The organism is Streptomyces sp. AC627_RSS907 (genome assembly GCF_019049165.1).
The window spans coordinates 1-664 of sequence record NZ_JAGMUE010000253.1 but is presented as its reverse complement, the minus strand read 5'-3'; the positions used below and the strand labels follow the sequence as shown (position 1 = coordinate 664).

At 71.7% G+C, this 664-nt stretch carries 1 pseudogene; it reads left to right on the top strand.

Annotated features, from left to right (window positions below):
- Nucleotides 1-87 precede the first annotated feature (87 nt).
- Nucleotides 88-664 (top strand): annotated as a pseudogene (locus KUM32_RS44120) (hypothetical protein); the annotation flags it as partial.

The window sequence follows — 664 nt, the reverse complement described above, 5'->3', positions numbered from 1 at the left end:
GCGTTGGACCGCCTCACCCGGCTGTGGCGAAAATGGCCCGGTTCCGCCCGTCTGCCTTGTGCCGCAACACCTTCGGAGGTCAGCGCCATGTCCGCCGCGCCGTTCGAGTCCGCGCCGTACGAGTCTGTGGCGTACGAGTCTGTGCCGTACGACACCGATGACCGGCCGGTGACCGTCGAGCGGCGCGAGGGCCCGTACGGGGAGGTCGTGCTGCGGCGGCGCGGGCAGGGGGCGGGAGCCGTGTGGGAGATCATCGCCAACGGCTGCTTTCTGATGGACACCTCCGATGGTCGGTCCGAGCGGTTGCTGATGCGTGCCGCGCTGAACGCCCTCACGGAGGGGGTGGAATCGGGTTCCGGCTCTGACCCTGGCTCGGACTCCGTTGACGAGGTCGGTGCCGTCTCGACCGCGACCGGCGCGCCGTCGCTGGCCACCACGTCGTCCATGCCGGCCGCGAGCGATGAGTTGGCGTCTGTGCGGGGTGCGGAGGCACGGTGCCCGATACACAGCGGGGCGTTGGGCGGCGACTCGGTCGACGGTTCGGCGGCACCTGGTACGAGCGGCACCCAAGATGTCAGCCGGCCCTCTTCCGGGAGGCGGCCCACGGGAGACGGGGGTTCCGACAGTGGCCTGGCCGGCGGTCGCGGGGCGGGTGCCTCGCTCG